Origin of the sequence: Planktothrix sp. PCC 11201, from assembly GCF_900009135.1 — a bacterium.
In the GTDB taxonomy this organism is placed as follows: Bacteria; Cyanobacteriota; Cyanobacteriia; order Cyanobacteriales; family Microcoleaceae; genus Planktothrix.
Map to the genome: position 1 here is coordinate 319,466 of NZ_LT797693.1, position 25,433 is coordinate 344,898.

Here is a 25,433-nt window from a genome sequence, read left to right on the forward strand (position 1 = left end):
ACCGAACCTGCCCCTACAGAGCATTATAGATTAGTTTAGATAAGTTTTTAAAGTAAAAACCCACCAATCATTCCCCCTAATAAAATAAAACCAATTCCCACATTATTCCGAAAAATTTTAGCATAAATAGGTTTAGGAAGATCGGGATTTAGCAGTTGAAAATATTGCCTAGACCATAGTATAATAGAAAGGATTAGAGTTAGCCAATATTCCCAGTTTAATTGAAGATTCCAGCCTAAAATTCCCAATAATATTCCCGTCCCTAAAAACAAAATTCCCACGGCATTCGCAGATTGATCTCCAAAAAAAATAGCACTGGAATTAATACCCAAACGCTGATCATCTTCCCGATCGCTCATGGCATAAACCGTATCAAATCCCAACGTCCATAATACCGTGGCTCCCCATAAAAACCAAGTAGATGTTTGTAAATTTCCTACCGCCGCCGTCCAACTAATTAATACCGCAAATCCCCAAGCAATTGATAATACTAATTGCGGCACAGGAAACACTCGTTTTGCCAAAGGATAACCAATAATAACTGGAACTGCGGCGACCGATAAACCCAAACTCAAGGGGTTTAAATAGACCGCCAGTCCCGCCGCGCAAATAAAAGAAATCAAAGCGATCACAATAGCCGTTTTGACCGTTAACGCCCTCGAAGCCAGGGGACGGGTACGGGTGCGTTCGACTTGGGGGTCAATATCCCTATCCCATAAATCATTCACCACACAGCCCGCCGCACTGGTGGCCAAAGTTCCAAAGACAATAATTAAAATTAGGCTTAGGGGCGGTGTGCCATGGGTAGCCAGAAAAATTGCCCACAATGCCGGAATCATCAAAATTAGACGTCCGGCGGGTTTATCCCATCGCAACAGCCGCATAATCGTTTGCCAAGTGGGTTCGGGGGGATTAGATTGGGTCAGCATTGCAGGTTGAATCAAAAAAATTGAATTGAATCTTCACAATATTTTGTAACATAGATCCGCCCTCGGTTTAAAATTAAAAGCAGTAGCTTTTTAGAGACTAATTATGGTCACATCAATGCCTTTGGTGAGAGGATATGAACCCACAGACGACCGAGATCGAATCCTAGCCGCCATTGATTTAGGCACGAATTCTTTACACATGGTTGTGGTGAAAGTGCAACCTCAATTGCCTACCTTTACGATTATTGCCCGGGAAAAAGAAACCGTTCGTTTGGGAGATTGTGAGGAAAAAGGCAATCTCAAACCGGAGGTAATGGAACGAGCTATTGCTTGTTTAAAAAGGTTTCAAGGTGTGGCTAAAACCTTTAACGCTGAACAAATTGTGGCGGTAGCCACCAGTGCAGTTAGAGAAGCGCCCAATGGTCGGGAATTTATTAGCCGAGTCGCCGATGAACTGAACTTAGAAATTAGTTTAATTTCCGGTCAAGAAGAAGCCCGACGCATCTATTTAGGGGTGCTGTCGGCGATGGAATTAAATAACCAACCCCATATTATTATTGATATTGGTGGGGGGTCTACGGAATTAATTTTAGGGGACGGTTGGGAACCTCGATTTTTAAGTAGTACAAAAGTCGGTGCTGTCCGATTAACCAAGGATTTTGTTCATAGTGATCCCGTTAGTCGCACGGAGTTTTTGTATTTACAAGCCTATATTCGCGGAACATTAGAACGGGTTGTGGACGAATTATCTTCCCATTTACAACCGGGTGAAATTCCTCGTTTAGTCGGAACTTCTGGAACTATTGAAACCTTAGTGGCAATTAAAGCCAGGGAAAAATCAGGAATAGATCCGACTCGTTTGGGGGGCTACGAATTAACCTTAGAAGAATTAAGAGAATTTGTCAATAGAATTCGCAAATTATCCTATCAAGAACGATTACAAATTCCGGGTATGGCTGACCGTCGGGCGGAGATTATTGTCGCCGGAGCCTTGATTTTACAAGAAGCCATGACCTTGTTAAATATCCCGTCTTTAAAGGTCTGTGAACGGAGTCTGAGGGAAGGAGTAGTTGTAGATTGGATGTTAACCCATGGGTTAATTGATGATCGTTTACATTATGGCAGTTCTGTTCGAGAAAGAAGTGTTTTAAACATTGCTCAAAAATATCAAGTTGACTTAGAACATAGTCAACGGGTTGCGACTTTTGCTTTAAGTTTATTTGATCAGACTAAGGGATTATTACATAATTGGGGATTGGCCGAACGGGAGTTATTATGGGCGGCGAGTATTCTGCATAATTGTGGATTATATATTAGTCATTCAGCCCACCATAAACATTCCTATTATTTAATTCGTTATGGGGAGTTATTAGGATTTACGGAAACGGAAATTGATGCGATCGCAAATTTAGCCCGATACCATCGCAAGAGCAATGCTAAAAAGAAACATGAATCCTATCAAAATTTACCTCGAAGGTTTCGACAAGTCATTGATCAATTGCATCCTTTATTAAGGTTATCAGTCGCCTTAGATAGACGCATGATTGGTGCTATCTCTCAAGTGGTTTGTGAATATAAATCCATGACCCGAGAGTTTCATTTGAAGTTAAAACCGACCCATGCTAATGATGATTGTGCATTAGAATTGTGGAGCTTGAATTTAAAAAAAGAAGCCTTTGAAATTAACTATGGATTAAAGTTAGTAGCTAAATTAGAATCTAGCAATCATTCAAACCCCACATTCCCCCAGTAGAGACGTTATATACAACGTCTCTACTATTCTTATTCCCAGGTTTCTAATTCTGCTATCCAGTTATTCCAAAGGGTGATTAACTGTTCTCGACGGGTTTCAAAATTAGCTGCAATCCACATTAAAATCACCCCTAAAATAAACAAAATTATCCACTTGATAAAGGAATAAACGGAATTAAGAATAATCAGTTGATTTACAATATCAATTAAAAATATTGCGGTTCCAATATAGAGAAAAGCTCTAATTCTTAATCCTAGTCCGACAAAAATTGTAACTAAACTTAAAATTCCTGGGAGAATTCCAGTTCCTTGGAAATTACCCAGGGAAGTTCCACATAAAAGACCCGTCCCCAAAACCCGTAACCCATGACGTAAATTCCGATTTTCTTCTAATTTTAGAGTGGGTTCAACCTGGGAAAAATAGAGTAATGAGCAGGATATCGGGAGAGTAAAAATAAATATATCATCTATTGAGCCTAGCCAATCATAAAAGGTAAAACTGATTAGGATTAAACTTAGGTAGGTTAACCGAATATTTTGAGTAAATTTTGCTAAAATAATATAGAATAAAGTTCCAAAGATTACTGAAAAATACCAAGTTAACTGTTGTTCTGGTTGCAGAATAAAATGGGAACCGATAAGGGTGATTACAGGGAGAATAATAGCTGTTCTTTTCCAAGGTCTAACTGGCCATCCCCAAGTATTCCAAGGAAGAATATAAAAGAAATAAGATAAAATTGAGACTAACGACCCCGACCAGGGAATCAAAAAGTTACTTAAATCGACTAAATGCTGTAGATAAATTACTAAACCTGTTGCTTGGATTAAACCAATATAAACCCAAGTTTCTGCTATATCTAAATTTGAATTATGGCGACCTTGGAATAGGGCATAACGAATTAATAATACACTAGTTCCAATCGTTAATAAAAATTGGGGGTTAATGGGAATTAAAGTCACTAAACCTAATAATATACTACTGATAAACCAATGCAAATGGGCAATGTTTTTAATTTCGGCTTCAGGAATTCGTAAATACCCTGTTAACCAGGGACTGAGAATTCGGTAACCATACATTAAACTGGTTCCTAATGTGGCAAAAGCAATCCATTGTTCTGTTAAAGTTTGGGAATTAATTTGATATAATAATATTTCATAGGTAGAAACAGAAACCCCGATTAATCCTAAATAAACTAGAGGTTTAGCTTCAATATTTCTTCTGCCAATCCCAATTAAAATTAAGGCGAATGCTAGAGAAATTAATCCCGTCCAGTTAGCGGAGGTTTGAACTCGAAAAACAATAGCTAAAATACCGTAAATAATTGGAATAATTTGCCAAGGATTAGGCAATTTTTCAATTTGATAATGACGTTGCCACCAATCCCCGAATAGTTGGGTAGTTAATCCTAAAATAATATTAGCAACCGCCAAACTAACTAAAGATTGATTGCCAGAAATCAATATTTCAACAATGAGTAATTCTACAGCCAAAGCTAAACCATATAATATCCAAGGAGAGAATCCAGACCTAGCTATTTTCCGAGGGTTTTCCCAATCTAATCCTCGAAAAATCAAGGCTGCAATCAAAATAATTAAGGTAGAAGTTAGGGTGAAGTTTCTAGGGATTTTATACAATAAAACTCCAAAGGAATTAAGGGTTATGATTGATATTTCAAATCCCAAAAAAGTCATAGCCCAACCATCAAATGCTTGTTGATAAAGTCTAACAATATTGGATTGAGTCACACCATAACGGAATAACATAAAACGGAATACCCATAATCCTGCGATGGTTAAACTTAAAAACATTAACCATCCTTCTATTGTGACCAAATCCTTGACGGATAGGAATAAAAAAGCTAATCCTAAACCCACGGTAAAAACCGATGAAAATAGGGTTTTAATAACTTGAGTATTAACAACCATGAATACTGTTGTTAAGCCTAAACTCCATAAACGAATTTGAGGGTGGGGTAGGGTTAAAACCTGAACTAAACCACAGGCTATTATACTAAAAATAACGGCTTTTTTTTGTTGAGATTCTCTGGTTTGTGTCGCGACATAGGTTAATCCTAGGGGTGTAATTAACCAAGCCATTGTTGAGGAATGGGGCGTGGAAAAATCAAAGTTATTTAAAAATAAAATATAACTGATTCCCGATAATAATATTCCTAGGTTTAAGGCATCTTTACGGATAACAGTTGCCACTGGACTATTGACCGTAAACAATATAAATTCACCCACCATTAAGACTAATAAAATAATCGCCCAATCCTCTAGGATTAAGTTGGGAAATTGCCAGTAAACCAGATTAGCAAAGGTGACTAACCCCAAAATATGGGTTGCCAAAACAACTATCGGTTTTAGGGGTTGACGACGACTGATAACAATTGCTAAAGTAATAGTTGAGGCTAATAGATTTAGCGATCGCAATGCCGGATTCAATAGAGACAAATAGGTTAAAAATGCACCAAATCCTAAACTCAGCAAATCTCCAAAATGGGCTACCTTTCGTTGTGGACGGTGATAAATCCAATCGGTTACAATCACCATAAAAATCAAATATGGAAACCATGTTAAACTCAGTAATGCCCAAGGAGAATCCTGAGAACTGGATATTTCTACCCCTACGCTAATGGCAGTTTTCCTTAATTCTCGTGGAATTAAACGACCGACTAAATCCACCATTGATAACCCAAAACCAAATATTGCCGCCAAATCTCGCCGTTGCCAATATTTTAATAAATGATTACTGAAAATCCCCACACCAATTCCACTCACTAAAAACCCCTGCCAAGGTTGGATATAAACAGTTACTAACCAACCAAACAATAAAATAAAATAGCTAGAACGATGTAAAATTAATGAAGAAGAAATATAGAGAAATCCAGCAAAAATTCCCAAAGCTAATCCCAGTTGACTAATATCAACATTAACCACAAAAATCGCCCGTCCGAAAAGCAGAGTTAAAAGATAAATAACAACAATTTTAAAATCAATCTTTGGGTTAGGATGGGAGGACGAAGTAGGGGGAGGGTTGGCAATGGTTAAAAATCCCGTAATAATAATCCCCAAATAAACAGCAATGAGAGAAAATCCAGGAATTTGCCATCCCCAGTTTAAATAACTTAATCCTAAATGATTGAATAGAAAGCGGCGTTGGAATTGTCCTTGATTTCGATATAAAGTTACGGTTAAAGTAGTGAGGGCTACCGCAGCAATAGCAATGGTTAATAAACCCCAGGACTCTGACCACAACTTCAACCCATCCATTGCCCAAAAATTCAAGGGAATTAATAATAAAGTGACTAATTTTAAGGCTTCAGCAGTGACGGGTAAACGGGACTGTTGAGCGCCCCATAAACTCGCCCCCCAAAAAGCAAAAGTATAGGCAAATAAAATCAAATATTGTCCAGTGGCGGGAAATTTTTCCCACTGACTCGCCGCTAAAACTCCAGAGGAAACAATGACTAAAAATAATCCTAAAAATAATAGCCAACGAACACTCAACTCGGACTTTAAGGATGCAACTAAATCCGTGGCAAAAGTAGGAAATTGCCAAGCGGGTTGGGGTGATTTAGAAACAACACGCTTTGGAGTTATTTTTTCTGCCAAAACCCGTTGATTATTTGCAGAAGTAACCGTCTTTTTAGGTAAAGGGTCACTCAAATAAAGTTCACCAATTTGACGAACTTGTCTATCGGATAATAAACCCAAATTCAACCAAACTTCTAACCCCTCTAATAACCTGGGATTGGTGCTATCCGCCTGAATTAAAATGCGAATTAAAGGTTTTGAAACAGACATGGGCAAAACCGGGTATAGGGTAGGGGAAAGAAAACTGGGTAGACTTTAATTTAAGCTATTTTTGTATTTTAAAGTATCTATTATGATATACTAAATTGTAGGTATTGATTCAGTCTGCTATGTACCAAACCGACCCCCCACGTTCCCCGAAAGAAGTCCTACCGACAATGTATGACCTAAAAAGTGAAGACCCGCAGGAACCAGGTTTGCCCGACGAATTTCACGATTTACAACCCGAATTATTAAGAATAACTTTCCGTCCCCCGAGTTATTCCCCCGACTCTGTTTTTATTGCCAGTGACCTGAATCTCTATTACGACCCTCGCCATTTTAATTGGTATAAACGTCCCGATTGGTTTGCCGTCCTTGGGGTGTCTCGGTTGTATGAACAGCGAGATTTACGCTTGAGTTATGTAACTTGGCAGGAGGGAGTCAACCCATTTGTGATTGTTGAATTATTATCCCCAGGAACAGAAGCGGAAGATTTAGGTCAAACCCTACGAGAAATTAATCAACCACCGACCAAATGGGAAGTTTATGAACGGATTTTACGCATTCCCTATTATGTAGTTTTTAGTCGCTATACCCATCAACTTCGGGTCTTTCAAAATAGTGCTAGTCGCTACCAGGAACTCACGGTTTCCAACTCGCGGGTTTGGATGCCGGAATTAGAATTGGGTTTAGGATTATGGCAGGGATGCTATCAAGAAATTGCGGGATTGTGGCTGCGTTGGTATGATCAAAATCAGAACTGGATACCGACACCCACAGAACAAATAGAACAGAAACAGCAAAAAGTTGAAGAACTAGAGGCAATATTGCAACGTTATCGACAGCAATATGGGGATTTGCCCGAATAATTAAAACAGAGAGACGCGCCGTGGCACGTCTCTACAGGTTTTTGTGGGTTTGACCGCAATCTTTGTTAGAATCCGTTACGCGCCCAAACAACCATGGAAATCGAAAAAGTAAATAGCACTAACAGCGAAACCCAACCCAGTGACACAATATCCATAGTGATGTATTAAAAAAACGTGGCAAAATAACTCTACCGTAGATCATAACTTGAAATGGAGCGATCGCATGAACCCTAACTCCTCCTCAAATTTTACGGCTACCGAACGGTTAGAATCCCTAAAGGGGGGTCTTCTGGCAGGTTTTTGTGTGGGACTAAGCCATCTTGTCCTGAGTTGGGTTAACCTCTGGTTGGGGGACACATCCATTAATCTCCTATTTTCGACCCCTCTAGCCGGGTTTAGCGGGTTTTTGTTTGGAGTCACCTATCGCTATATTATTCGCCGAGACGATAACCCCCAGTTAAAATTGGGGGGTATTTTTGCCTTTGGACTGGTACGCGCCCTCGCGGGACTAGAAATTCAACTCCATACCCCAACTTCCCTCGCACAAATAGCCCGGTTTGGGGGAGAAAGTTTATTATTATTTGGAATAGCCGGATTGATTTTAGATATGGCGTTACAAAAAGGTTGGGTCAAACCTTTTAATTAATCTTAAACCAAAATTCCTTCTGCAACTTTGATCACATTTCCCCCCACTTCCACTTGAATTAAATCTCCTATTTTTTCAGCTTTTAATAAAAGCAAAGAAGGACGATCAATTTCATATCCTTGTTCTACCCTAATATTAACTTGATCGGAACCAAAATAATGATAATTTGACAGATATCCAGCCAAACAACCATTAGCACTTCCCGTTGCCGGATCTTCTGTAATTCCTAAAGCGGGGGCAAACATTCTAGCACATAACTGATTTTCGGGATGATGGGTTTCAGGACAAAATAGAAAAATTTCCTGGGCTGTTGTGATCTTAATCAACTCAGTATAACATTCCAAATCAACCTTGGCTTTTCTTAATGCAGACTGAGTTTTTAACGGAACAATAATAAACGGAATCCCGGTAGAAACCTCTTGAATGGGATAGTTAGTATCAAAATCACAGGGTTCTAAATTAAGAACAGGGGCTAATAGTTTATGATCATAACTATTAGTAAACTCGGGAGAATTTTGTCGCATCCAGAGCATTTTTTTTCCTGATGCTTCAGGTTTCCAAGTCACCGGGATTTGACCCACCGCTAAATTTAAAATCACCTGATTAACAGAATCTTTAATTATCTCCTCTGCAATGATATAAGCAGTTCCCAAAGTAGGATGACCCGCAAAAGGTAATTCCTTTTTGGGGGTAAAAATTCGCACAGGATACCCCCCATTTTTAGGTTCAGAAGCACCAATAAATGTGGTTTCTGAATAATTCATTTCTTGAGCAATTTTGAGCATTTCTTGATCAGATAATCGCTCTACTCCTTCCCCCCAAATCACCGCTAATTGATTTCCGGTATATTGGGTTTCGGCAAAAACATCAACAATTGAGAATTTCATAAAATTTGTAATTGATGGAATAGGGAATGCTTTTGCTGGATATGTAGGGGCGGGTTCCATGCAAATTTCTGATCCTCACAGATATCCTTTCTAAACCCGCCCTTACTTTATATTGCGTTAATTTACAACTGATATAAAACAGCCATATTATCCGGTGTTTCCTGTTCTGGTGTTCGGGATTTTAGCGATTAGGAAAGAGTGCTAAAGCACAACAACGGCACAATCATAAACTATTATCGTTCATTCCAAGTTTTTTCTGCATCTGCGATCGCTTGATCAACCGTTTTTTGATTCAACATTGCCGCTTGTAAATTATCATAGATAATTTTTTGCAACTGTTTAATATCTTTTTTCGGGGGAATCAAAACCTGGGCATTTTTGAGTTCTTCTGCACTAATTAAACGGGCTTGATCTGCTACCGTTGAATTAGCAGGAAGGGTGGTAAAATAACTATCTTTAAGAGCTTCTTGAATTGAAGGTAAAACATTAGCAGCTTTCGCAAAAGCCAGTTGATTGGTACTATTAGTTACAAACAAAGCAAACTTTAAAGATTGTTCAGGAACATTCGTAGATCTGGGCATAACTAAATTCATGACCGCCACCGTGGTTTTCCTCGTATCTCCAGTAATTTGAGGAGCGGGAATAGAAACTTGAGCAACCGTAGGGGCGTTTTGACTAATAGCTTTTAAAAACTGTGGCCCCGAGGCTAATAAAGCTATTTCTCCGGCCTGATATAATTCAATTGCCCGGCGATGTCCTTGGGTCAAAACTTCCTTGGGAAGTAAGTCTTTTTGATATAAATTAACCCAATATTCAAAAGCAGCTTTTCCCTCGGGAGTATTAAAAGCTGCTTTCCCATTTTTGTCCAGTAATACCACTCCCATCTGCACCAAAGATTGTAAAATCTGGGCAGAATCTTCCGGCACAAAAGAGACAAAAAACGCATATTTTCCCGTTTTTTCCTTGACTTTTTCTGCGATTTGTGCTAGTTCTTTATAGGTTTTGGGCGGTTGAGTGACTCCCGCCTGTTGCAACAATTGTTGATTATAAATGGTAATTTGAGTTGTTAAATACCAAGGAATCCCAAAGGTAACAGTTTCACATTTATTATTCGGACAAACATCAATTTTATTAGCCTGCCAAATATTCGGTAAATATTGAGATTGCACCGTTTCAGGAACCATTTCATTCAAATTTAACCAGGCATTCCGTCCTGCAAGTAAGGCAGCAAAATCAGGATTTAAATTAATCACATCAGCAGCCGTTTTCGCCGCTACCGCCGCCAGCACCTTACTTTCCATGGCAGACCAAGGAATATCAACCCACTTCACCTTAATATCTGGATTTTCCGCTTCAAAATTAGCAATTAATTGATTAAAATAATCCGTAAATTGTGGTTGAAGTTGCATTGTCCAAAACTCAACTTCCTGCTTGCCATTTTGAGAAGTAGAAGAAGGGCTGGAACAACTAACTCCCCAACTTAAACATAACCCTAAAACCAATAACAAACCAAACCGTTTCCAAGATTTTAATTGTTGCATTTTATTCATAAATTAACTAAACCAGATAAATTTTGTTAAACTACATCTTATATCTTCCTTCGTGTATTTGTGTCTTTGTGGTGACTTATACAGTCAAAAAATCCCAGGTATTGATCAAAAAAACAGGGTAACATAGGGAAAAATAATTGTACCTGTTTACTCGGATCGATCACTCAAACTAAAAATATGGTTAGTCTATTAAAAGGACTGTTTTCCAAGCGCAAGCCGGGAATTGGCATCGAGTTATCCACGGAACGAATTAATCTCGTCGAACTGAGGAAAAAAGGCAACCAATTAAAGTTAGTCACCTTAGCGATTACTCCAGTTCCCGAGGGGATTGTCCAAGATGGTCAAATTGTCGATACCCCAGCCATGGCTGAGTTAATTCAGGCAACCGTCACCGATAACAATATCAAAGCTAAGACCGTTGGCACAGCCATCCCCGGACGGGAAGCCGTAACCCGGATTATTCCGGTTCCGGCTGAACTCAACGACGACGAACTCAAAGACTACATGAACGCCGAGTCGGGACTGTACCTGCCCTTTCCCCGGGAAGAAGGAGATGTCGATTATCAAAAATTAGGGCGGTTTGTGGATGAGGATGGCATCGAAAAAGTACAGGTTTTATTAGTCGCAGCCCGCAAAGAAGTGACGGATACCTATGTAGAAACCTTTGCTCAAGCGGGTTTAAAAGTAACGGTATTAGAGGTGAGTAGTTTTTCTCTGATTCGTACCCTAAAACACCAACTTGAGCAATTTTCCTCCACCGAAGCCGCCATTATTGCTGATATTCAATTTGATAGTACAGAATTAGCGATCGTGGTCGATGGCATTCCCCAGTTTAACCGCACCATTCCCATTGGCCTATTCCAAGTGCAAAGTGCCTTAAACAGTGCGATGAATTTACCTCCAACGAGGGATGTCAGCGAATTACAAGCCATGACCCTTCCGGTGACTGATACAATGGGAGCATTAAATGATCCCAATCCTGGAACCAATGCCATCATTAAGGTTTTCGCAGAATTAGCCGATGAACTGCGTCGTTCCGTTGATTTTTATATTAATCAAAGTGATGGCTTAGAAATGGCCCAGTTACTATTAACTGGCCCAGGTGCTGCTATTGGACAACTCGATGAGTTTTTCATGCAAAGGTTAGCCATGCCCGCCACCCAAGTTGACCCGATTGAATCCCTCGCCCTTACCTTTGAGCGGGAAATTCCCCTAGAACAACGTGCTAGTTTAGGAGTGGCATTAGGTTTGGGAATGCGAATGACCTAAATCCGGGATCACTCGGCCATAAACCGTCAATACTTCAACTGATTATGTATAACTTAGAGATCAACTTTTTGAATGATCGACCCGATCTATTAGAACGGGAAGTTCGACGACAGGTGAGTACCACCGAGAAGGTTGACCAGACCCCTATTTTAATCGGGGTCGGGGCAGCTTTAGCCCTGAATGCCATCATTGGTGGAGCTTGGTTTGTTTTTGATCGACAAAATGCCGATTTACAACGGGAACTCGATACCCTGGTTGCCACCTTGGGAACAAAAACATCGGAGGTACAAGCCTTAGATCAAATTAATGCCCAAACTGCTAAAGCCAATCAGGAAGCGGATGCCCTAGCCACCGTATTTAATCAGATTAAACCCTGGTCAGCCCTCAGCCTAGAATTAGGACAACTGATGCAGATCGCCGGGGTGAGAATTGTTGATGTTAAACAAACCGAACCCGAAATCGCCCCAGCAGCAGCCGCACCCGCAGCAGCAGCCACACCCGCAGCAGCCCCCGCCGACGCTCAAGCCGCGGCTCCGCCCCCAGCATCAGAACCAGCAACCGCTAAACTAGAAATTTCAGGAGTGGCTAACTCTTTTACCCAAATTAATGACTTTGTATTATTACTGAATCAATCCCCCTTCTTTAATGGGGAAAAAACCAAATTGATTTCGGCTAAATTAGAAGACAATCCTACTCAACTTGTGTCTAAACTTGCTAGTAAGGACGGGGAGAATCTTAAACCCCAGTTACAATCGGTGGTCAAATATACGATTGAAACAAATCTCAGTCGAGCCACCGCTTCCGAGTTGTTACCTGAGCTTCAAAGTAAAGGGGCTTTAGGATTGGTAAATCGGATTAAAACCCTTCAGGAAAAAGGAGTCATCAAGCAATGACCGTAGCCAATGAATTTATTCAAGATGTTGAGGGCGAAGGCGGTGGGCCAGTTATCTTTGGTGTTGCCCTAACGCCAAAAGTTATGGGGATTGGTGCAGGAGTTCTCGGTGTACTCCTCGCTGGTTTCTTAATTTATAAATTAGTGCTTCCCACCTTAACCACAGGACAAACTCTGCGGGAAGATATTAAAACTAAACAAGACGAAATTGAGAAACAAGATCAGCGTTTGCGCGAAAAGGATAAGGCTAAAAAAGAATTAGCCGATGCTAAAACTCGTCGAGCTACAGTTACAGCTTTATTTGCCAATGATGCCAGTTTAGAAACCCTGTTATTTGATATTAATGAACAGATTGATAAAATTAACGCTGGGATCATTGATGATCGCAAACGAGCCCAACTCAATCAGTTTAAACCCATTCCCATCGAAAAACCAGAGGATGAGATTGTTAATGATAGTACCCTGGGGCCAGAGGTAAATGGCAAACTCAGAAGAAGGAGGTATGAAGTCGAGTTAACAGGCAGTTTTGAGCAAACTCGCCAGTTTTTAGTAGCATTAGAAAGACTACAACCTCTGTTAGTAGTCAGAGGCTTAAAATCTCAATTAGGAGATCAAACTTCAGTGATTGAGGGAGAATATCGACAAGGGAAATTTGTTCCCTCTCCAAATCAACCGCAACGACAGCTAAAAAGTAGTTTTGAGTTGCAGGTGTTACTCCCCTTGAGTCAAGAAGAAGTGAAAGCGGCTGCGGCGGCTGCTGCTGAACCTCCTAAATAGTTGGAACTTCTGGCCCAAGGTGTTGTAAGGTGTCAGGATATTAGGGATTAATGGGTTGAGGCCTTCAAGCGTGGGCTGTTAAACTAACACCCAAAATTTAGATATTGTGTTGAGGAGCAAACGTGAAACATTTTCAAAGAATTGGTACAGGAATTTTAACTGGTGCTGCGATCGCCATTGTGGCACCAACCCCGGCATTTGCCCAAACTCAAGTCCAGGATATCCGACTGGTGGAAATGAACGGGGAAGTCGCTCTAATATTAGTAACTAAAAGTGGAGAAAGACCGGAAGTTTTTGTGGTCAGACGGGGCAATGATTTTGTAGCCGATATTATCAATACCCAACTTCCGGCCCAAAAACAAAACTTTCAACAAAATAATCCTATCCCCGGGATTGCTTCGGTGGTGGTGACCCAACTCGATTCTACCAGTGTGCGGGTGATTGTCAGTGGAGTGAATAGTCCCCCCGAAGCCCGAATTATGCAAGGGGCTAACGAAGGGATTGTGATTAGTATGGGTGCGTCTGGGGGTGCCGTGGCTCAAGTACCGAATCAAGCTCCCCCAGTAGCACCCCCACCGACCGCTTCTAACCCCCCAGCCAGAAGCCCTCAACCGGTATTAGTTCCCGATCCTCAAATTACCATTGAGGGCCGTAATGCTCCCCAGAGTGGGATTCGCCCTTCCGATGCGGCTCCTCCTTTCCTCTCCCAGGCTGTTGCCCCACCCTTGGGTGATATAGCCGTTTCTAATATTAACGCCGGAGTCCCAACGATTCGACTCAATACCAATCAACGGATTCCCCGCTTAGTATTACGAGATGCCCCGGTGAGTGATGTCTTAGCATTATTAGCGAGAACTGCTGGACTGAATTTAGCAATCAGTAATTTAATCAAAGATTCCGCAAGTGGTGACTTCCGAGCCCCCAATGATGAGAAGGAAGAAAAACAAATCCTAGGACGAAAAATATCCTTAGACATTGAAAATGAATCCGTTGAAGATGTGTTTAACTATGTTTTACGTTTAAGTGGATTACAAGCAAATCGTGTCGGGAATACGATTTTTGTTGGGGTTAAACTGCCTACTGCTGCTAGTGATGTCGTAGTTCGCAGTCTCAGACTGAATCAGGTTCCTGCCAAAACCGCAGCCGGTTTTTTGAGTAGTCAAGGGGCAGGAACTCAAATTCAGGTCGATCAAGTCCGTATTGAGCAGGTGGGAACCGGGATTAATTCAAGAGATGTTGAGACCAGAACACCTGCAATTACATCCTTAGCGGCTAAAGAGTCCGATAGTCCCCTGGTGCTCAGAGGATTATCCATCTCTACCGATGACCGACTCAATTCTATCACCCTCGTTGGCCAGGCGCACCTAGTAGAAACCGCCGTGGCGATGTTGACACAGATGGATTTACGTCAGCGTCAAGTCGCCGTTAACGTTAAAGTCGTTGACGTTAATTTAAGTGGAGAAGAAGCCGCCAGTAGCAGTTTCTCCTTTGGGGTTAACGACACCTTCTTTGTCAATGATGGCGGTGCCGCATCAGTTAATTTTGGTGGATATAATCCCCCCAGTGGGACAACCGCAACCAGTGGGATTAATGCCCGACCGATTATTCGGAACCGAACCAGCGATGGTCAACTTTTAGATAGTCAGAGCCCTTTTTATAATCCTAACGCATTGTCTACAACTCCTTTAACAGCACCCGGAGGGGGCGTTGGTTTAGACCCAATAGCACCCGTAACTTCCCGTCCGGGTCAAATCGGGATTTCTGCGTATGACCCTTACACCCGAGATTTAGCAACTGGAGCAGTGACAGCTTTAGGTACAGTTACGAATAGCGTTTTTCCCTTCTTCCAGTATCCCCGCAAGTTCTTATCCACTTTAACCGCTCAAATTATCAGTGGTAATGCTAAGATTCTCACCGATCCGACCTTAGTGGTTCAGGAGGGTGAAACCGCAAAAGTGGCTTTAGTTGAAGAAATTGTTAAATCAGTTACAACAACCTTTACAGACACGGTTTCCGGCACAAGGGACAACAAAAACTTTACCTTTCAAAATGTGGGTTTAACCCTGGATGTTAACGTGGAACGGATTGATGATAACGGCTTTGTTTCCCTGCGAATTAACCCCACTGTGAGTGCCCCTGGAGATCAAGTCAATGCTGGTGGTGGTGATTTCGCCCGGCAGATTCTCAGCCGGACTGTCGAATCTGGTTTAATCCGTTTGCGCGATGGTCAGACCTTAATTTTATCGGGGATTATTCAGGAAAATGAACGGGCTACGGTTAGCAAAATTCCCCTGTTAGGGGACTTACCCATTGTGGGTTCATTATTCCGCAGAACCAATAAGCAGAATACAAGGGCGGAAGTGATTGTGTTGGTCACGCCTCAAATATTGGATGACAGCGATCGCGCTCCCTACGGTTATCAATATAACGCCAGTCCCGATGCCTTACGGATGATGCAAAAACGATAAATCAGTAATACAGACCTTTTTGCCCCCCTTAAGAGTTGGGCGGGAAGACCCCGCCCCTACAACTTCTTACCAACAGGGGGCTAGGAGGGGCAAAACCTAATTTCAACTCAAATTTCTAGCTTACTGATCGCTTTAAGTTGACAATGATTGGTCACTTCGTTCTTATCAGTTAACAGCCAACAGCTATACTATTGATTGCTTCATGCCAATTTTAAGGAGTAAAAACTCAAATGAACAAAGGTGAATTAGTGGACGCCGTAGCAGAACGGGCCAGTGTAACCAAAAAACAAGCTGATGCGGTGTTAACGGCAGCTTTAGAAACCATCATGGAAGCAGTTTCCAATGACGACAAAGTGACACTGGTTGGCTTTGGTTCCTTTGAGTCCCGCGAACGCAAAGCCCGGGAGGGTCGTAACCCGAAAACTGGGGAAAAAATGGAAATTCCAGCCACCAAAGTCCCGGCTTTTTCATCGGGTAAATTATTCAAGGAAAAAGTGGCTAATACCAAAGCAGAGCCAGACAGTGATGAGGACTAATTTCTAGGCGTGGAAGCAACCCATTCACCCCGTCATGGCGGAAACTTGATTTGGGCTGCGACCGTGGCCGACTGCTCTCCCTTGGATATTCTGGATTTTTCCGCCAGTATTAATCCTTGGGGGCCGCCTGCGTCGGCTCTGGCGGCAATTCAAGACCATTTGAGGGATTTAAAAGCCTATCCTAATCCTGATTATGGACAGTTGAGGCAAGTGATCGCCACTCAGATCAACCGCGAAACCGGATCGAACTTCCTAGGGGCAGATTGGATTTTACCCGGCAATGGGGCGGCAGAGTTACTCACCTGGGCAGGACGGGAACTGGCAGCATTAGATGCGACCTATTTACTGACTCCTGCCTTTGGGGACTATGGGCGCTCACTCCAGGCTTTTGAGGGGAATGTGATCGAATGTCCGCTTTCGATGGCTTCTGGTGGGTGGGATTTCTCTATGCCTCAACCCTTGAGTTCTAACTCGGGGTTATTATTAAATAATCCCCATAATCCCACCGGAAAACTGTTTGCTTCCCAGATGTTATTGGAATCCTTAAAACAGTTTGCTCTGGTGGTGGTGGATGAGGCATTTATGGATTTTTTACTGCCCACTCAACAGCAAAGTTTAGTATCTTGGGTTAAGGAATACGAAAATTTAGTGATTTTGCGATCGCTAACCAAATTCTATAGTTTACCCGGACTGCGTTTAGGATATGCGATCGCCCATCCCCAACGCTTAAAAAAATGGCAACGGTGGCGCGATCCTTGGCCGGTGAATAGTTTGGCGGTGGCGGCGGGAATTGCTGTTTTACAAGATGATAAATTTCAACAACAAACCTGGAATTGGTTAGAAGAATCCCGTCCCCAATTATATCATAATTTAGCTAATATATCGGGATTAAAACCCTATCCAGGTGCCGCTAATTTTATTTTAGTAGAATCTAATTTTTCGGTTTCTCAACTACAATTCAATCTATTAAAAAAACATCGAATTCTAATTCGAGATTGTTTAAGTTTTCCCAGTTTGGGCGATCGCTATTTCCGAGTGGCAATTAGAACTGAAGCCGAAAATCAAAGGTTAATTGAGGCGTTAAAATGGGTAATGGGTAATGGTGATTTATTCGTCAATTAATTGACTCTTACACTGATAACTGGTAGGGGCGGGTTCTTTTAGATCTTTGTTAATCACCGCGCATCTCGATGAACCCGCCCCTACAACTGATAACTGATTTATGGTTTAACCTCTACAGGGTTAGTAGGGTTAGTCAAAGCTTCGGTAACTTCAGGTTCTTGGAGGAGTAAGCGTTGTTTTTCCCGAAATTGAGTCGCCGCATCTTGAATATTTTGGCGCTGTTTATTTCCTACTGCTTCATAATCAACATTAAATCCCCCCAACCGAGAATTATGAATAATATCTAACATTGTTCTCCCACTATTTTCACCACTCAGGGGGTCTGGGTTATCAGAACGTTGAAATTGTTGTAAAGGGGTAGCGGAAGTGGATTGAGCTAGACTGGTGGAAGTGAACCCACAAACTCCCATCCCGACGGCCACAACAGCAGAGGAGCAGATTCCCAGAACCGATTTTAAGGCTTTAAATTGCATGATCACAACCTCACAATTTCAAAAATAACTATAAAAACTTAGATTTCTATAATTGTAGCTATTTTTCTGAAAATTTAACATAAATATTCCCCCCTAACATTGATGAAGGGTTGGGGGGATTAATAGGCAGAAAAATTTTATAAAATTGATGGGTTTGTTTAGGCAAAACGACGCTTTAATAAAGGCTGAATCGATAATAAAGCCACCGTTGCAAACCCGATTAATACCAACAAGGCACCGCCAAAAGTAATCGTAGCAAAGGGGGCTTCCATGACCACACTATTGAACGCCCAATCTTGATGGAGGTATAAATAACGAATAGGTTCAATCGCATAACTTAGTGGATTTAGACAAACCACCACCTGTAACCAATGGGGCATAAAAGATAAAGGAGCCAGGGCGGTACTAGCAAATAAAAGGGGTAAATTGGTTACAAAAATTACTGCAATTAATTCAATATGACCGGGCAAGGCAAAAGCTAATCCCAGACTTAATCCCGTTACTCCCAAAACTAAGAGAAACACAATTAGGGTAATGATACTTAATCCGGCAATTCCGGGTAATCCTGCCCCTAAAACGGCTCCGGCGGCAATAATAACCGAGGTTTGAATTAAACTCAAGGTCACGATATAAATTGCCGAGGCTAAAACAATCGAAAACCGAGAGACTAAAGGGGCGACTAATAACCGATTTAGGAAGCCAAATTCTCGGTCAAACATAATCGGTAATCCTGCATTTAAAGCCCCGGCAAAGGCAGTGAAAACAATCACTCCCGCCCCTAAAAATTGAGCATAATTCAGGGTTCCACCAAATAATCCTTTGGGGGCATTTTGAAATAAAGCTCCAAATAAAACTAACCACATTAACGGTTGAATAATCCCAGCAATTAAGGTGGAAGGACGACGTTTTAATTGAATAAACAATCGACGGGTTAAGGCCATTGTTTCTTGGATAAATTCCCCCACTAAATTCGGTTGCTGATCAACCGTTTGATTCGAGGTTAAAATTTTAACAGAGGTTGTTGAACTACTCATGGTTTTTGAGGTTTTGGCTGTTAATGATATAGAAATAAGGGCGGGTTTTGGTAGATTGTTTGTTGATATCAAAGGTTAACGCGAACCCGCCCCTACGATTGTTTACGGTATACATATCTTACAAAAATTTAGAAAATATTGCCTTAACGCATACTTTTCTTTTTCTCGGCTTTCAAATCTCGATTACTAGAAGCAGCAATTTCAGCATCTAGTAAAGTTCTACCCGTGGCAGCTAAATAAACATCATCTAAACTAGGTCGAGATTGGGCAATCCCAAAGGTGGGTAAACCCGCATCTTTTAACGCCTGTTGAATTGTAAATAAAGCATCACTTTGAGTTTGAACCACTAAATTTAAAGAATTGCCTTGAGCCGGATTAATAATAATCTCCTGTACAAAAGGCAAAGATTGTAATAGGGATTTGGCTGTTTCTGCTTCTGCAACCGGGGAAAATTCTCTAATTCTGAGGGTAATGCGATCGCCTCCAAGTTGATCTTTCAAAGCCGAAGGCGTACCCAGGGCAATCACTAATCCTTGGTCAATAATAGCTACCCGGTCAGCTAAAGCATCCACTTCCTCTAAATAGTGGCTTGTAATTAAAATTGTTGTGCCATTTTCCCGTAATTGACGCAGAAAATTCCAGACCACCACCCGACTTTCAATATCTAAACCGACAGTAGGTTCATCTAATACTAATAAATCCGGTTGATGGAGTAAACCCGAAGCTAAATCTAAGCGTTTGCGAATCCCCCCGGAATAGGTTCCGGTTTTTTGATCTAACCAATCTTGTAATCCTAATAAATCCGTAACTTGATGAATGCGTTCGGCAATATTAGCGCGAGGGATATGATAGAGGGCGGCTTGTAATTGTAATAACTCTCGCCCGGTTAATACCTTATCTAAGGCGACCTCCTGGGCCACATAACCGAGGCGTTGACGAACAAGTCGCGGTTGATCGACCACAGAAATACCAGAAACCTCCAAACGTCCAGCATCGGGAGTAATTAAGGTACACAAAGCCCGTAGGGTTGTGGTTTTTCCGGCTCCATTGGGCCCGAGCAGGCCAAAGATCTCCCCCTGTTGGACATCAAGAGAGACATCTTTAACGGCGGGACAGGTGCCATAGGATTTTTTTAAATTTTGAATCAGAACAGCAGGAATCATAGTCAACGCTTAAATAATCAATTAGCTTAACACTTCTAAACAATTTCCTACTATGGCTTTTCTGTGGTTTTTCCCGCCTTAGCTGCTGATTATTGAGGCTGCGACCAGGCTTTATGGGAGAGCAGGGCTTCGATGACCCTAACGCCTCGTAATTGATTAGATAGGGGAAGATGACCTTTCGGGGCGGTTAAATCCCAGGTAAATCCTTGGGGGTAGCGTGTCCAATTGCGACCTTCACGCCAGCCAATTTTAGGCCATAATTTATCCCAATTTTTATTAACGCCCAACCAAAGTTCTCGCTGGACAGAATAGCCAAATTTACCCTCGGAATGGATACGCCAAAGGGTATCAATGGTTTTTAAATCCGTGATGGGAAAGCGTTCAATTTCGGAAAAATACAGCCATTTTCGTTGCACCGCAGAACTTCCGGCTAATTCACAAAGTTTTTGGACGCTTAATTTATCCGCTTCTAAAAAGTCTTGTTGAGCGAGTAAGGTTTGTAGGGGGATATAATCAATTCCAGCATCGGAGGCCAGGGAAACAATGCCCGTCGGGAAATGAAGTTTTAAAAAATGACTCACTTTTTCAGAAGTGGGAATCGCCCGATATAGAATTTGATAAACCTTGCCACTGACTAGACTTGGGGAGGTAGACTGTTGTTTTAATAAAAATTCCATTAACACCTCCCAAACCGTTTCCCCACCTTGGGTTAATGTTTCTAATAGTTGGAATTGAGCCTTGGATGAGGCACCAAAAAGCCCGGAGCGCAATTCATCGGCACTCATGGCATGGTTTTGTTGGGGGGAAGTGGTCAGGTCAGTCATAGGGAGCGTGGCATTAGGTAATTGGGAGTGACTCTGGAATTCTTAATATCGACTCTTTATTGTACAAGGAGCAGGCAATAGTTAACCGTTGAGAATCCGTTGAATCAGGGCACTGGTGGAGGAGGGGACTTCAATATTAATGAAGGCAACTTGACCTCCATAGGCTTGCACAATCGGGGCTTCTGGCAGGGTTTCTAAGGTGTAGTCTCCTCCCTTGACATAAATATCAGGTTTTAGGGTTTGAATGAGATGATCGGCGGTGGTTTCAGAAAAAATAACCACCCCATCGATGGGCTTGAGACTCGCTAAGACTTCAGCCCGTTGTGCTTCGGGGACGATGGGGCGGGGAGGATGTCCGGGTTTTTGCGGTTTAATCTTTTGGACGGATAAATCGCTATTTAATCCGACCACCAGCGATCGCCCCAATGCCTTAGCCGCTTGTAAATAGCGAACATGACCCGCATGAATTAAATCAAAACAACCATTGGTAAAAACCAGGGGACGCCATCGTTGAGGATTCAGGGTGATGTCTTGTTGTAATTCGGTTAAGGTGTAAAGATAAGCAGTCATTCCAGTTGATTGGGGAGGGGGAATTTACTCAAGTCAATCTATCCAGAGGTCTGAACCGATTAGAATTGTAACGTTTGTTGATCTTAATCTCGAATATTTCCGAGCCAGCCCTACAAACTTAGGGTCAGGGAATATATCAACAAGCCCAAATCGAGATCATAACTTAGTTTACGGATCATTCAATGAAAGCTACTTCTAGCCGTCAATTTTCTTCTACAACCTCTCTCATCCTGAAACTGGTTGGAGTAATTTTGATTTTCTCGTCCCTAGTGGATTTTTTGGTAATTTTGATTCCGCCCAATTTTCTCAACCGAGGCTGGCAAATTAGCGTCACCAGTGATTTAGTAGATCGAGGCATTGTCCCGATGGTGGGCATGGCCTTAGTTTTTATTGCTTTTTGGATGGATGCTGCCACCGAGGGGAATATCAAACCCGCTAAACCCTTTGCGAGTTTAAGATTTTGGGTGGCATTGCTGGCGAGCTTATTAGGGTTATTGTATCTTTTACTGTTTCCTTTGCATCTCAATAATACCCGTTTAGCTAGAGCCGAAGCCCTCACGGAAATTAGTCAACAAGCGACTCAAGCTCAAACTCAATTGGAAAATCAACTCGGAAGTCCCCAATTTCAGCAGCAAATTCAACAGAAAAAAACTCAGCTTAAAGATCAACTTGCGGGGTTAGCACAAAATCCCGAGGCTCTGAATCAAGCCCTTGCCAACCCGAATCTTCCTAAGGAAGTTAGACAAATCTTAGAACAGTCTAAATCTAATCCCAAGGCGGTTGAGGAGTTTTTGAATCAACAGGCGGATAATTTACCCACACAATTGTTAGGTCAAATTCGCGATCGCAAACAAGAACTGGAAAAACAAGCCAAAACTCAATCCTTAAAATCGAGTTTGAGAACTGGAATTAGTAGTTTATTGTTAGCCATTGGTTATATTACTTTAGGTTGGACAGGACTAAAAGGGTTGGGAATTTTACGCAGTGGAAATCGTCGCAAAACACCAACAGCTTAACATTTATCATTTGTAGGGGCGGGTTCATCAAGATGCGCGGTGATTAACAAAGATCTAAAAGAACCCGCCCGTACCAGTTATCAGTGGCAGAAATAAAATCAAGATTTTATTAATCCTATTCCCTGTTCCCTGTTCCCTATTATCATTTTTCATGTTTTCAATTTATATTCTCACCGCCAACGAAGAAATTGATATTGCAGACTGTATTGATTCCGCCCTGTTGTCGGATGACATTATTGTGGTGGATTCCTTTAGTCAAGATCGCACCGTTGAAATTGCCCAACAGTATCCAGTTCGGGTGTTACAACATCGTTTTGAAAGTCACGGGAAACAACGCACCTGGATGTTACAGGAAATTCCGACCAAACACGATTGGGTCTACATTTTAGAAGCCGATGAACGAATGACTCCTGAGTTATTTGCAGAATGTTTACAAGCGATTCAAAGTCAGGATTATATTGGATATTATGTGGCTGAAAGGGTGATATTTTTAGGGAATTGGATTCGACGTAGTACCCAATATCCCCGGTATCAAATGCGTCTGTTTCGCAAGGATAAAGTCTGGTTTACCGATTATGGTCATACGGAACGGGAAGTCTGTGATGGCCCGACGGGATTTATTCGAGAAACCTATCCCCATTATACCTGTAGCAAAGGGTTATCCCGTTGGATTGACAAACACAATCGTTACTCAACGGATGAAGCAGTAGAAACCCTGCGACAGTTACAGACGGGAACAGTTAATTGGAAGGATTTATTATTAGGAAGTTCGGAAGTTGAACGACGACGAGCCTTAAAAGATTTATCCTTACGTTTACCGTTTAGACCTCTGATTCGCTTTATTTATATGTACTTTTTCTTGGGGGGGTTTTTAGACGGTCGTTCTGGGTTTTCTTGGTGTGTTTTACAAGCCTTCTATGAATATTTGATCCTACTTAAAGTTTGGGAAGTTGAAAATTCTCCTCAACTGTATGATCGGGTTTTAGAGACTTCAGAAAAATCAGAGTCCCAGAAAGTTATCTCCAATCTGGGAACATCAGACTCTTAGTTTTTATTTCATGCTTCAGGGTGCTTTTATTTCAGGAACTTACTAGAGCTTTCAGTTCCGATTCTCCAGCTTTTTTCAATAATCGAGTCAGTTGGATATTGCACAGAATAGTGATTAAGACTTGACCCAGAAAACTGGTGATAATTAAAGAAAGTGGAGCCGATGAAACTGAGATGAAAGAGATAGCAGACACCACAAAAACGGCATAATAGTCAGGTTTAGAGGAAAACACCACAACTATAAATAATAGGGGAATAATCATCACCCCTAATACCATACCCGTTGCCCATAAAGTTCGTTTTGGGGTTTTCATCATTGCCATTAATTGAGCGATACTGGCACAAAGCAGCATAAAACTACAATGTAAGGCAACAGCTAACAACATTTCGACTTTTTCCGTGGGTTTAGCCACCAGGAAAATTGTAATTATCCAAATTGTAGAGGCAATCAAAAGATTAATCAAAATTGCCACAATTGCCGGACTTTTTTCACCCGAAATTAAATCTTTTGCTAAATTCGTCCACCAATGTTTTTTTCGTTCGATGCGATAGCGTACCCAATCCTGTAGGGTTTGTCGTTGAGGAGATAGGGCTGAAATTAAAGCCAAAATCAGGAAAATATTACCAATGAAAATAGTCCCATAATAACCATTATTTACTTCAAATTTAGAGAGAGAAAACCCTAGATTCATCAGCGTAAAGTTCAGGGTTAATAGATAACTCTGTTGTTTACTTAAACTCGGAAGATTAGGATGCTGATAGTTGCGTTTTAAGGCTTGCCAAATCCAATAGGTTAAAAACCCATAATTGAGTAAGGCTAATGCTAGAAGGGAAATTCCATTGGCTCCTATATTCAATCCAAACCATTTTAATTGAATAATATTGGCATGATTAAAAGGATAATTGGAGTAATCATTTCCTGTCTGATTAATTAGATAGCGAATCAGACACAGGGGAGAAAATAGATTCAGCCAATCCCAACCTTCAGAGATAATGGGTTTACTATTAGCTGCGGATAGAAAAATTAACGTTATTCCACTTCCAATCCAAGATTGTAACCCATGTAACCAGGTGCTAGTTGTCACTCCGACTAATAAAGCTAAACTATAGAAAAATGCACAACTGGCTACGGTTAAACCATAGAAACTACAAATTTCTAGGAGGGAAATATGAGCAGAAATTCCCGCCCATAAATGAAAGGGAATCGTGAGGAAAACTCCCAGATATAATAAAATGGGTACACCCAATAATTTACCCGTTAAAATATTCTGAGCCGATTGGGGACTTAATCGAATAAAGTTTAGGGTTCCTCGTCGTTCTTCCGTGGCTAAATCATTAATTAGCATATAGGTTCCCAGCACAATTAAGCCAAAAACTGCTACAACACTAATCCAGATAAAAATGCTTGTCCAATAGTCCGTAAACCAACGGTTAAAATCAATTAAATCCTGGGGACAGACCGCATCTCTGATTTTGTCGAGGTCTTGCAGTTGTTTTTCTAAATCGGGACGTTTTCCGGCATTACCTAGGGTATTGATTTGATCATAAATCTTCCAGTATTGTGTCTCAGATTGAGTATATAGTTGGTTTTTAGAAGGACAGTATGGGCTACTAATTACAATCTGATTAATGCCAGGAAATTGGTTCAGGTGACTCAAAAATATAGTCAGTTGGGTGAGGAGAGAAATTCCAATTGTTATCAGAATATTGCGAACTTGAAATCGACCTTTAAATTCTCGAACCAGTTGGGGGTTCCACTCATTAAATTGAGGTAAAGAAAGACGGTTCATGACTTTTTATTCCTACATAAA

General features: G+C 41.4%; 22 protein-coding genes. 11 read left to right on the top strand and 11 right to left on the bottom strand.

Going from position 1 to position 25,433, the window contains the following annotated elements; genetic code table 11:
• Positions 1-47 precede the first annotated feature (47 nt).
• A complete protein-coding gene (locus tag PL11201_RS06305; RefSeq protein ID WP_079677728.1) occupies positions 48-929 on the bottom strand; it encodes a 4-hydroxybenzoate solanesyltransferase in 882 nt (293 codons plus the stop codon).
• Positions 930-1,032: 103 nt separating this feature from the next.
• Between PL11201_RS06305 and PL11201_RS06310 the strand changes: the two genes are divergently transcribed.
• Complete coding sequence (locus PL11201_RS06310; RefSeq protein WP_079677729.1) at positions 1,033-2,682, top strand: Ppx/GppA phosphatase family protein; 1,650 nt, start codon at positions 1,033-1,035, stop codon at positions 2,680-2,682.
• A 29-nt stretch (positions 2,683-2,711) separates the two neighbouring features.
• Here PL11201_RS06310 and PL11201_RS06315 read toward each other — a convergent pair whose 3' ends face one another.
• Positions 2,712-6,488, bottom strand: coding sequence for a hypothetical protein (locus tag PL11201_RS06315; protein WP_079677730.1), 3,777 nt, complete (start codon positions 6,486-6,488; stop codon positions 2,712-2,714).
• Between the two features lie 119 nt (positions 6,489-6,607).
• On the opposite strand from PL11201_RS06315, the gene PL11201_RS06320 reads away from it, so the two are divergent.
• Positions 6,608-7,348 carry a Uma2 family endonuclease gene (locus PL11201_RS06320; protein WP_079677731.1) on the top strand — a complete coding sequence of 247 codons (741 nt, stop codon included), beginning with the start codon at positions 6,608-6,610 and terminating at the stop codon, positions 7,346-7,348.
• A gap of 65 nt (positions 7,349-7,413) precedes the next feature.
• Here PL11201_RS06320 and petN read toward each other — a convergent pair whose 3' ends face one another.
• Positions 7,414-7,503 carry a cytochrome b6-f complex subunit PetN gene (gene petN, locus PL11201_RS27290; protein WP_071782645.1) on the bottom strand — a complete coding sequence of 30 codons (90 nt, stop codon included), beginning with the start codon at positions 7,501-7,503 and terminating at the stop codon, positions 7,414-7,416.
• A gap of 50 nt (positions 7,504-7,553) precedes the next feature.
• Between petN and PL11201_RS06330 the strand changes: the two genes are divergently transcribed.
• Positions 7,554-7,994, top strand: a complete 441-nt coding sequence (locus PL11201_RS06330) for a hypothetical protein (RefSeq protein WP_234996626.1) — start codon at positions 7,554-7,556, stop codon at positions 7,992-7,994.
• A gap of 2 nt (positions 7,995-7,996) precedes the next feature.
• Here PL11201_RS06330 and PL11201_RS06335 read toward each other — a convergent pair whose 3' ends face one another.
• On the bottom strand, positions 7,997-8,881 hold the full coding sequence (locus PL11201_RS06335) for a PhzF family phenazine biosynthesis protein (RefSeq protein WP_079677981.1): 885 nt from the start codon (positions 8,879-8,881) through the stop codon (positions 7,997-7,999).
• A 233-nt stretch (positions 8,882-9,114) separates the two neighbouring features.
• Positions 9,115-10,422 carry an ABC transporter substrate-binding protein gene (locus tag PL11201_RS06340; RefSeq protein WP_079677982.1) on the bottom strand — a complete coding sequence of 436 codons (1,308 nt, stop codon included), beginning with the start codon at positions 10,420-10,422 and terminating at the stop codon, positions 9,115-9,117.
• A gap of 186 nt (positions 10,423-10,608) precedes the next feature.
• Between PL11201_RS06340 and pilM the strand changes: the two genes are divergently transcribed.
• The 6 genes from pilM (at position 10,609) to cobD (ending at position 17,495) form a co-directional block, all read left to right on the top strand.
• Positions 10,609-11,700: a type IV pilus biogenesis protein PilM gene (gene pilM, locus PL11201_RS06345; protein ID WP_079677733.1), complete on the top strand. Its 1,092-nt coding sequence runs from the start codon at positions 10,609-10,611 to the stop codon at positions 11,698-11,700.
• Positions 11,701-11,744: 44 nt separating this feature from the next.
• The gene (locus tag PL11201_RS06350) at positions 11,745-12,593 is read left to right on the top strand and encodes a PilN domain-containing protein (protein ID WP_079677734.1); all 849 of its coding nucleotides are present in this window, start codon (positions 11,745-11,747) and stop codon (positions 12,591-12,593) included.
• Entirely contained in the window at positions 12,590-13,369 is a 780-nt protein-coding gene (locus tag PL11201_RS06355; RefSeq protein ID WP_079677735.1) for a pilus assembly protein PilO, read from the top strand. Before PL11201_RS06350 ends, PL11201_RS06355 begins: the two co-directional genes overlap by 4 nt.
• 122 nt (positions 13,370-13,491) lie before the next feature.
• Entirely contained in the window at positions 13,492-15,837 is a 2,346-nt protein-coding gene (locus tag PL11201_RS06360) for an AMIN domain-containing protein (protein ID WP_079677736.1), read from the top strand.
• A gap of 230 nt (positions 15,838-16,067) precedes the next feature.
• On the top strand, positions 16,068-16,373 hold the full coding sequence (locus tag PL11201_RS06365; protein ID WP_026795206.1) for an HU family DNA-binding protein: 306 nt from the start codon (positions 16,068-16,070) through the stop codon (positions 16,371-16,373).
• Between the two features lie 9 nt (positions 16,374-16,382).
• Positions 16,383-17,495: a threonine-phosphate decarboxylase CobD gene (gene cobD / locus PL11201_RS06370; RefSeq protein WP_079677737.1), complete on the top strand. Its 1,113-nt coding sequence runs from the start codon at positions 16,383-16,385 to the stop codon at positions 17,493-17,495.
• A gap of 98 nt (positions 17,496-17,593) precedes the next feature.
• On the opposite strand, the gene PL11201_RS06375 is transcribed toward cobD, so the two are convergent.
• From PL11201_RS06375 to rfaE2, 5 genes are all read right to left on the bottom strand, one after another.
• Positions 17,594-17,968: a hypothetical protein gene (locus PL11201_RS06375; RefSeq protein ID WP_079677738.1), complete on the bottom strand. Its 375-nt coding sequence runs from the start codon at positions 17,966-17,968 to the stop codon at positions 17,594-17,596.
• 158 nt (positions 17,969-18,126) lie between these two features.
• Positions 18,127-19,002: an ABC transporter permease gene (locus PL11201_RS06380; RefSeq protein ID WP_079677739.1), complete on the bottom strand. Its 876-nt coding sequence runs from the start codon at positions 19,000-19,002 to the stop codon at positions 18,127-18,129.
• A 143-nt stretch (positions 19,003-19,145) separates the two neighbouring features.
• Complete coding sequence (locus PL11201_RS06385; protein ID WP_079677740.1) at positions 19,146-20,165, bottom strand: ABC transporter ATP-binding protein; 1,020 nt, start codon at positions 20,163-20,165, stop codon at positions 19,146-19,148.
• Positions 20,166-20,254: 89 nt separating this feature from the next.
• Positions 20,255-20,989 carry a GUN4 domain-containing protein gene (locus PL11201_RS06390; protein ID WP_079677741.1) on the bottom strand — a complete coding sequence of 245 codons (735 nt, stop codon included), beginning with the start codon at positions 20,987-20,989 and terminating at the stop codon, positions 20,255-20,257.
• 81 nt (positions 20,990-21,070) lie between these two features.
• The gene (gene rfaE2, locus PL11201_RS06395; RefSeq protein WP_079677742.1) at positions 21,071-21,559 is read right to left on the bottom strand and encodes a D-glycero-beta-D-manno-heptose 1-phosphate adenylyltransferase; all 489 of its coding nucleotides are present in this window, start codon (positions 21,557-21,559) and stop codon (positions 21,071-21,073) included.
• 182 nt (positions 21,560-21,741) lie between these two features.
• Between rfaE2 and PL11201_RS06400 the strand changes: the two genes are divergently transcribed.
• On the top strand, positions 21,742-22,575 hold the full coding sequence (locus PL11201_RS06400) for a hormogonium polysaccharide biosynthesis protein HpsJ (protein ID WP_079677743.1): 834 nt from the start codon (positions 21,742-21,744) through the stop codon (positions 22,573-22,575).
• Positions 22,576-22,726: 151 nt separating this feature from the next.
• Positions 22,727-23,623 (top strand): glycosyltransferase family 2 protein, encoded by an 897-nt coding sequence (locus PL11201_RS06405; protein WP_079677744.1) that lies wholly within the window; start codon positions 22,727-22,729, stop codon positions 23,621-23,623.
• Between the two features lie 31 nt (positions 23,624-23,654).
• On the opposite strand, the gene PL11201_RS06410 is transcribed toward PL11201_RS06405, so the two are convergent.
• Positions 23,655-25,412 carry a hypothetical protein gene (locus PL11201_RS06410; RefSeq protein ID WP_079677745.1) on the bottom strand — a complete coding sequence of 586 codons (1,758 nt, stop codon included), beginning with the start codon at positions 25,410-25,412 and terminating at the stop codon, positions 23,655-23,657.
• Positions 25,413-25,433 lie beyond the last annotated feature (21 nt).

Coding starts and splice junctions, on each gene's coding strand:
- PL11201_RS06305 (WP_079677728.1), bottom strand. CDS start 929: ATGCTGACCCAATCTAATCCCCCCGAACCCACTTGGCAAACGATTATG.
- PL11201_RS06310 (WP_079677729.1), top strand. CDS start 1,033: ATGGTCACATCAATGCCTTTGGTGAGAGGATATGAACCCACAGACGAC.
- PL11201_RS06315 (WP_079677730.1), bottom strand. CDS start 6,488: ATGTCTGTTTCAAAACCTTTAATTCGCATTTTAATTCAGGCGGATAGC.
- PL11201_RS06320 (WP_079677731.1), top strand. CDS start 6,608: ATGTACCAAACCGACCCCCCACGTTCCCCGAAAGAAGTCCTACCGACA.
- petN (WP_071782645.1), bottom strand. CDS start 7,503: ATGGATATTGTGTCACTGGGTTGGGTTTCGCTGTTAGTGCTATTTACT.
- PL11201_RS06335 (WP_079677981.1), bottom strand. CDS start 8,881: ATGAAATTCTCAATTGTTGATGTTTTTGCCGAAACCCAATATACCGGA.
- PL11201_RS06340 (WP_079677982.1), bottom strand. CDS start 10,422: ATGCAACAATTAAAATCTTGGAAACGGTTTGGTTTGTTATTGGTTTTA.
- pilM (WP_079677733.1), top strand. CDS start 10,609: ATGGTTAGTCTATTAAAAGGACTGTTTTCCAAGCGCAAGCCGGGAATT.
- PL11201_RS06350 (WP_079677734.1), top strand. CDS start 11,745: ATGTATAACTTAGAGATCAACTTTTTGAATGATCGACCCGATCTATTA.
- PL11201_RS06355 (WP_079677735.1), top strand. CDS start 12,590: ATGACCGTAGCCAATGAATTTATTCAAGATGTTGAGGGCGAAGGCGGT.
- PL11201_RS06365 (WP_026795206.1), top strand. CDS start 16,068: ATGAACAAAGGTGAATTAGTGGACGCCGTAGCAGAACGGGCCAGTGTA.
- PL11201_RS06375 (WP_079677738.1), bottom strand. CDS start 17,968: ATGCAATTTAAAGCCTTAAAATCGGTTCTGGGAATCTGCTCCTCTGCT.
- PL11201_RS06380 (WP_079677739.1), bottom strand. CDS start 19,002: ATGAGTAGTTCAACAACCTCTGTTAAAATTTTAACCTCGAATCAAACG.
- PL11201_RS06385 (WP_079677740.1), bottom strand. CDS start 20,165: ATGATTCCTGCTGTTCTGATTCAAAATTTAAAAAAATCCTATGGCACC.
- PL11201_RS06390 (WP_079677741.1), bottom strand. CDS start 20,989: ATGACTGACCTGACCACTTCCCCCCAACAAAACCATGCCATGAGTGCC.
- rfaE2 (WP_079677742.1), bottom strand. CDS start 21,559: ATGACTGCTTATCTTTACACCTTAACCGAATTACAACAAGACATCACC.
- PL11201_RS06400 (WP_079677743.1), top strand. CDS start 21,742: ATGAAAGCTACTTCTAGCCGTCAATTTTCTTCTACAACCTCTCTCATC.
- PL11201_RS06405 (WP_079677744.1), top strand. CDS start 22,727: ATGTTTTCAATTTATATTCTCACCGCCAACGAAGAAATTGATATTGCA.
- PL11201_RS06410 (WP_079677745.1), bottom strand. CDS start 25,412: ATGAACCGTCTTTCTTTACCTCAATTTAATGAGTGGAACCCCCAACTG.